Origin of the sequence: Bacillus cereus group sp. BfR-BA-01441 (assembly GCF_022663075.1) — a bacterium.
GTDB lineage: Bacteria > Bacillota > Bacilli > Bacillales > Bacillaceae_G > Bacillus_A > Bacillus_A cereus.
In genome coordinates, this window is the sequence record NZ_JAKUEU010000063.1 from 23,708 (window position 1) to 29,947 (window position 6,240).

Here is a 6,240-nt window from a genome sequence, read left to right on the forward strand (position 1 = left end):
TACCATTTAAGAGAAATGATATGTTGTTTGATTTTGCTGTATATTCTATACATGTGAGGTTAACATAACGTCTCATTATTGGAAGTAAAATTATTGTTTATTTAGTTTTAAATTCAAATTTTTGAATAGCCATTTAATCCTATCTTCAGAAGCAGTATCACATGCTGTAAAGAGATGATCTGTCTCGTACCAGATAATTTCTTTAGGTAGATTTGCATTTGTATAAAAACTATTCGCTTGATCTCTTGATACAAATTCGTCATTATAAGCAAATTGAAAGAATAAAGATGCTGGTACAGCTTTGTCTATGTAGTGAATAGCATCTAAGGGTTCGAGTGCTGAGATAAATGAATGGAATTTTTCTTCTGATAACATATTCCGAATTAATACTGCTAGAGGATGGTCACTTGTTATATGCCACATAGATACACTTGAAAAACCTGCCATCAAAATATATGTTTTAATACGTTTTTCAACTCCCGCAAGGACACCTCCCCAAGTAGCACCTAAACTATGCCCAATATAAGCAATTTGTTTTGAATCAACATTATTAAAAGTAGATAGTAAATCTATTCCTCTTCTAATATCGAGTATTGTTTGAATATATTTTTGAATATCAGTCATTGCTTCTACCATGTAATGCAATTCTTGCTCTGTGGAAGGGGTTTTTGGAGCTGTACCACGTACTAAAGGTGCATCAATTAACAGAGAAAAGACACCATTTAAAGCTAATTTCTCAGCTTCTGTTAAAAAGTTTTTTCTATTACCTTGTCCTGGATGCATAAAGATAACTGCTGGTGAAGGAGTACTTGTTTTTGGAACCACTAAATAAGCAGGAACTGTTCCGCCACATGGACTTAAATAATTTATATCTTTAACTGTATGGCTGTTATAAACAACAGCTGAAATTTCTTGAAAGTCTAAAGGGAGGTTACGATCATATTCCAGCATTAATAACAACTCCTTTTTGCAGAAAATTTTACCATACATAAAGGCTAGATATATATTACAGTTTCGTTTTGCATATCTTATTCATGTGAGGTTAACATAACGTCCTATTATTGGAAGTTGATTTATATCAATTTATTCATCTTATAAGTTAGTAGTTTAGTAGTCTTAAAATAATGTATAAGAGATAAAGTCCAAGAAGAACGGCAGTAATCACACGTGATGTTGCCTCCAATCTTTGGTTCTCGTACAATTTATTCAAGAAAAAGAAGAACAGGACTATCCAAATTCCCTTTGAAAAAAAGTCATACAGTATATTAAATATAGCATCAAAAATTTGCATAAGAAAATTCATTGAGCCTCCCTCTTTTTTCCTTATTATACCATTGAGAAAGAATGATATGTTGTGTAATTTTGATTTTATAGGATATTCTTATAAGGTTTTCATAACGTCTCATTATCGGTAGCAATGAAAAGAGAAAACCGTATGCTAACCAAGGAACCTTCTTTTTTGTTCTATGGGCCTATACATTTTTTTATACATTCCTATCCTAGCGCGGTTTTAGGGTTCTTGTTTGTTACTGGAACTGTATAAAATCTTGCATACTCTTAGCGTAGTTTTTTTCCAAAATGCTGCAATGCCCCTAGACTAAAAAAGAAATAAGCAATGATTAAATTTTAAACCTAGTCATTGCTTTATCCATTGCATCTTGGTTTACTCCTATATAACGTAACGTGACCTTCTCTGACGAGTGATTGAATATCTCCATAAGTAATGCTATGTTTTTTGTTTGCATGTACATATGATAACCATACGTCTTTCTAAGCGTATGTGTACCTATTTCATCTAATCCAAACTCTGCCGCTGCTCCACTCAATATCTTATATGCCATGCTACGCCCAATTGGACGATTCTTCCCTTGTCTACTTTGTAATAAATATTCATTGTCTTCTCTTTCTTCAATAAACCATTTAAGTTCTCTTTTCAATGCTGCAGTAATTTGTATTCGTTTCTGTTTCCCTGTTTTCTTTTCTCTCATAGATATATGACTACCTTTGACATCTCCTACCTTCAATTTCAAAATGTCCGAGATTCTCAAACCTGTATTGATTCCCATAATGAAGAGAATGTAATTACGTAAGCTCTTTTCCTTAAAATAATCTTTTAGCTGCTGTATTTGCTCTGGATCACGTATTGGCTGAACGAAATTCATTATTCATTACCTCCTTTTTCTTCTGTCTCGTAAACCTCTAATCCAAGTGCAAAAGCAAGTTTATAAAACGCTTTATACTTCCAACGTCGATAAGTGCGCTCCGACATTCCTATTTCGTTATAAACCATGTAATCACATACGTCCTCTTCTTCTAAATAACGTTTATAAATAATATCCCTTTGAATACTTCCAGCACGTCCGTTTCCTAATCGATTTAGAAACTGATCGATACGTACTGACATTCTTTCAAGCCACTCTTCTCGTTTACTTTGTTGAATATTTGCTATAGCAACATCTTCTAACTGCTTACCAACTGTATGTGTAGGACCGTGCTCACGTATTTCATAAGAAGGAGTGACTTTCATTTCTTTACGCATCATCCCAAATTGTCTATGCATACGTACACTTTCCAACACACCTTCTAATTCCTCTTGTGTCGCTGTTCTATCAATTTTTGGTAAGAAAGATAATTGTTTAGTCATGTAAGACCACTCCTTTTTATTTTTAAATTACTTTTGTCTTATTGCTCCACGTCTGCGTTCATAACGTGGTCCATGAATCCCCATTAACTCTTCAATTTCACGAGTGCTAAATTTCTCTTTTCGTTTTTTCTTTTTTTTCTTCTTTGCTTGATTCGATTGCTTTTTCCATTCACGTAACTGATCCTTTAACCCCTGCATTTCCCCATCTCCCTTTTTAAAATAAAAAGGACACCCCTTCCTAAAACAGTTTTAATTACTGCTTTAATGAATTGGTGTCCTCTAGTTTTCTAGCCGGACTATATTCTGTTTGCATTCACTTTAAAATACCAGCTTGTACAAAAATGTTTCTCCAAGCTTTATTCACTTGATACTTCTCCACATCTTTTGCACGACGAGTAATAGCTTTTCTGATTTTTCTTTTCTTCAAGGGTTTCATTCTCCTAACCTCACTTTCTATTAAAAGGATTATTTTGTTGAGTTTCTATAAAATGGTAATTAGTATATAATTAAATTATTAAAATATTAGGTGGTGATGCAAATGACTGAAACAATCCGAATTGCTCTTTTCACTCTTGTAGGAATCAGTGCTTTATTCTCTGTAATTAAAGAATTTCAAAAACCAGAAAAAAGAAAATTTTGGATTACATTTGAAACTTTAGTTCTAATCGGGGCAGCCTGGATGTTAATAGGACTTCTCATGTAACCTACTTAATTAGTAACCCCCCTGAATAAAACTCAATATTCCGTCAATACTACAAACAACCCATTAAGTTACTTTCTCCTTGTTTCCCCTTGGAGAACCGAGCAGTTAGCTTTTGCTAGCTGCTTTTTGCAGTACAGGTACCCATTTACTTTAAAATGAATAAACTATCTTGAACCTTTTTTCAGGCATTCATTGGTTCATAACTTACAAACATAACCCCAATACACAGAATATTTTTTAAGCGAGTGCTCTATTATAAGTGCTCGTTTTATTTTGGCGTTTTTCTACAAAATGAAATTTTTATTGTAATCTGCCTCTGTATATCTTCTTGATATCAATTTCACTGAATCCCTTATACACCGTAAACACTTCAGGAAACTCACTTAAACACATGTCGATGATCATGTCATCAGTCGTTCTAACGTAAAAGTATTTAACCTCACCCAAGTAATCGTTGTGTAGGTAATAACTCCTAATCTCGCAATGATAGCCGTTAGTTCCCAAGACTTCGTATAGTTTATTTTTTGTTTCATCCATATTAAATATTGATAACTGGCCTTCGATCTCCACTACTTCCATTACAGTTTCCCCTTTCGATTTGACTGAAATGTTATTTTTTATCCTTGTACTCCATCTCTACAAATTCAGCCAAATCAATTCCTTTCATTATCAATTCTTCTAGAAAGTAAAATGCTTCTTGTTCCCCTTCATTTTCTCTTACATTTTGAAACTGTAATTTTTGTTCTTCATCTAATTCAAATGTTACTTTTGCTTCTACAACCATCATTCATCCTCCTAAGTTATTAAAATGAAGTTTTTATTAAAATATTTGATACGCCTTACAAATCCACGTCTCATCCTCAGTGTCTTCTGCATCATCATCCAGGAAAATCTCTATTCTTAATTTCATTCCATTTTCCATAACTACAATGCACTCATGTGAATTATCAAGATGACTAGTTTTCTCATCATAATCATCTACCATTTGTCCCCACTTACTAGGAAAACTATCATAGAAGTGTTCTATTGCACCTCCTACATCCAAATGATCACCATGCGTATTTTCATAAACTAATTTTTCTTCCATTTTCATTCTCCTTTTCTAACAAAACAGCGTTTTTGTTTAAATCCACTTTTTTAACTGTGGCTTTGCTAACACTTTTGTGCTAGAATCCACTAGGAAATCATTTTAAAATTATTTTTGGAGGCTTTATGAATAATCAAAACAACAATGAAACAAACAACATCAATAGAGTATTGGCAATTTTTCTAATAGTATCACCACTATTAATGCCTATCGTACTACCTACAGCCATAATTGTAGGAATGAAACAATGGATGCCTGATGAAGTTGAATACCCAAGTATAATGTCACTATTGACTTTATGTATTGGATTTTTCATAGTTGGAATCATCTTCTCTTTCTTATTACGCGTATTTAAACTATCTGAAGAAAAGCTAAAAGAATTAGGTTTCTTAGGATTTACAATTTCAATTGTTAGTACATTCCTGTCAATGTATGTCGGATATTTTTGGCTAGCAAAACTTAATTTCACAGCAGTGCAATTATCACCACATGCTGTATTAACCTTTGCAATTTTATCTACAATTCTTTTAGAAGTAATATTTAAGCTGATTGATAAATTTGATACACCTGATACAAAAGAAACAATTGAATAGATATTAAAATGATTATCTTAGAGTACATATCAACATGTGCTCTTTTTTCTTTTGATCAAATAACATTTTTTTATCACTTTTCCCATTAAATTTATCTGGTCCTTTTTTGTACAAACACTACTCTATTCAAAATTACATATACTATTTTGAGAGGGCAGTTCACCTTCATAAATAAATAACGCTCCGAGAAAGAGCACTGTTCGAATGTGCTCTTTTTTATATCCAATTTTAATAAGACAAAATAAATCATTCACCTTTTAATCGGACAAGCATATGTTATATTGTATGAAGGCATCCACTCACAGGAATCACCCTTTCTTGTCAAAGAGCATACTTATATGCGTGCTCTTTTTCGTTTTTTATAAAATAAGGATTTTGTATAAAACTGTGTTATTAGCATAAGCCATTACCTTACATAAAGAATAAGGTATTTCTATATTCAGAATATGGAAAGGGATGTTAAAAATGTTCTTTGCAGCTACGCTTTTAGACATTTACGAAATTGATGATGATTATCATATAACTTGTACATTAGATAATCATTCTAAATTTAACTTTGTAATTTCTAAAAATAAGGTGCATGGCACTCCATTTATAGGTGCACATATTTCAGGTGACTATGATGATAATAAAGAGATAACGAATATCTTTATTGGATAAATGATATACATTTTTGATATCAAATAAGAATTTCGATAAAATTGATTCACTTTTTATTAAAAAATTCATATCTTAAATGGACTTTAAAAAATTAAAAATATAGTTCTTGGTCCAATAGCACCATTAGGGCACATGGTGCTATTTTTGATTAAAATAACTATTTTGTTAAATTTCATAAATTTAACCGCTTGTCTATTTCACTTTTCTATATCATTGCATTTACTATTAGTAAAACGATTTTTTTGAGGTGAATTATATTGGACGAGTTTTTATCCTCCGCTGCATTAAATCCGGGTTCAATAGGACCTACACTCCCACCTGTTCCACCTTTTCAATTTCCTACTGGTCCCACTGGTTCAACGGGTGCTACTGGACCTACCGGACCTACCGGTAACACTGGGCCTACTGGAAGTACTGGATTCACTGGACCCACTGGTAATACCGGACTGACTGGAAGTACTGGATTCACTGGACCGACTGGTGACACCGGGCCTACTGGTAACACCGGGCCTACTGGTAACACCGGGCCTACTGGTAACACCGGGCCTACTGG

13 protein-coding genes are annotated in these 6,240 nt (G+C 33.0%); 4 read left to right on the forward strand and 9 right to left on the reverse strand.

Going from position 1 to position 6,240, the window contains the following annotated elements:
* Positions 1-90: 90 nt before the first annotated feature.
* The 6 genes from MR107_RS21830 to MR107_RS21850 all read right to left on the reverse strand — a co-directional run bounded on the left by MR107_RS21830 (position 91) and on the right by MR107_RS21850 (position 3,080).
* Positions 91-951: an alpha/beta hydrolase gene (locus MR107_RS21830; RefSeq protein WP_242292698.1), complete on the reverse strand. Its 861-nt coding sequence runs from the start codon at positions 949-951 to the stop codon at positions 91-93.
* Between the two features lie 148 nt (positions 952-1,099).
* Positions 1,100-1,303: a hypothetical protein gene (locus MR107_RS31745; protein WP_109737585.1), complete on the reverse strand. Its 204-nt coding sequence runs from the start codon at positions 1,301-1,303 to the stop codon at positions 1,100-1,102.
* A 316-nt stretch (positions 1,304-1,619) separates the two neighbouring features.
* Entirely contained in the window at positions 1,620-2,162 is a 543-nt protein-coding gene (locus MR107_RS21835; RefSeq protein ID WP_016090301.1) for a site-specific integrase, read from the reverse strand.
* Positions 2,162-2,644: an ArpU family phage packaging/lysis transcriptional regulator gene (locus MR107_RS21840; RefSeq protein WP_242292699.1), complete on the reverse strand. Its 483-nt coding sequence runs from the start codon at positions 2,642-2,644 to the stop codon at positions 2,162-2,164. Before MR107_RS21840 ends, MR107_RS21835 begins: the two co-directional genes overlap by 1 nt.
* A gap of 27 nt (positions 2,645-2,671) precedes the next feature.
* Complete coding sequence (locus MR107_RS21845; protein WP_242292700.1) at positions 2,672-2,842, reverse strand: hypothetical protein; 171 nt, start codon at positions 2,840-2,842, stop codon at positions 2,672-2,674.
* 115 nt (positions 2,843-2,957) lie between these two features.
* Positions 2,958-3,080, reverse strand: coding sequence for a DUF3983 domain-containing protein (locus MR107_RS21850; protein WP_048558235.1), 123 nt, complete (start codon positions 3,078-3,080; stop codon positions 2,958-2,960).
* A 102-nt stretch (positions 3,081-3,182) separates the two neighbouring features.
* Here MR107_RS21850 and MR107_RS21855 point away from each other — a divergent pair, with 102 nt between their 5' ends.
* Positions 3,183-3,347, forward strand: coding sequence for a hypothetical protein (locus tag MR107_RS21855; RefSeq protein ID WP_000140899.1), 165 nt, complete (start codon positions 3,183-3,185; stop codon positions 3,345-3,347).
* A 300-nt stretch (positions 3,348-3,647) separates the two neighbouring features.
* Here the strand turns inward: MR107_RS21855 and MR107_RS21860 are convergent, their stop codons facing one another.
* Genes MR107_RS21860 through MR107_RS21870 form a run of 3 tightly spaced genes read right to left on the reverse strand, consistent with a single transcriptional unit; the run spans position 3,648 to position 4,434 of the window.
* A complete protein-coding gene (locus MR107_RS21860) occupies positions 3,648-3,926 on the reverse strand; it encodes a hypothetical protein (protein WP_242292701.1) in 279 nt (92 codons plus the stop codon).
* A 31-nt stretch (positions 3,927-3,957) separates the two neighbouring features.
* Positions 3,958-4,131: a hypothetical protein gene (locus MR107_RS21865; protein ID WP_242292702.1), complete on the reverse strand. Its 174-nt coding sequence runs from the start codon at positions 4,129-4,131 to the stop codon at positions 3,958-3,960.
* A 36-nt stretch (positions 4,132-4,167) separates the two neighbouring features.
* On the reverse strand, positions 4,168-4,434 hold the full coding sequence (locus MR107_RS21870) for a hypothetical protein (protein WP_242292703.1): 267 nt from the start codon (positions 4,432-4,434) through the stop codon (positions 4,168-4,170).
* Positions 4,435-4,559: 125 nt separating this feature from the next.
* Between MR107_RS21870 and MR107_RS21875 the strand changes: the two genes are divergently transcribed.
* From MR107_RS21875 to MR107_RS21885, 3 genes are all read left to right on the forward strand, one after another.
* Positions 4,560-5,027 carry an epimerase gene (locus MR107_RS21875; protein WP_226368708.1) on the forward strand — a complete coding sequence of 156 codons (468 nt, stop codon included), beginning with the start codon at positions 4,560-4,562 and terminating at the stop codon, positions 5,025-5,027.
* A gap of 465 nt (positions 5,028-5,492) precedes the next feature.
* Positions 5,493-5,687 carry a hypothetical protein gene (locus MR107_RS21880; RefSeq protein WP_226368707.1) on the forward strand — a complete coding sequence of 65 codons (195 nt, stop codon included), beginning with the start codon at positions 5,493-5,495 and terminating at the stop codon, positions 5,685-5,687.
* Between the two features lie 257 nt (positions 5,688-5,944).
* Positions 5,945-6,240, forward strand: a 296-nt coding sequence (locus tag MR107_RS21885; RefSeq protein WP_255854722.1) for an exosporium leader peptide-containing protein, incomplete at its 3' end; no start/stop codon positions are given.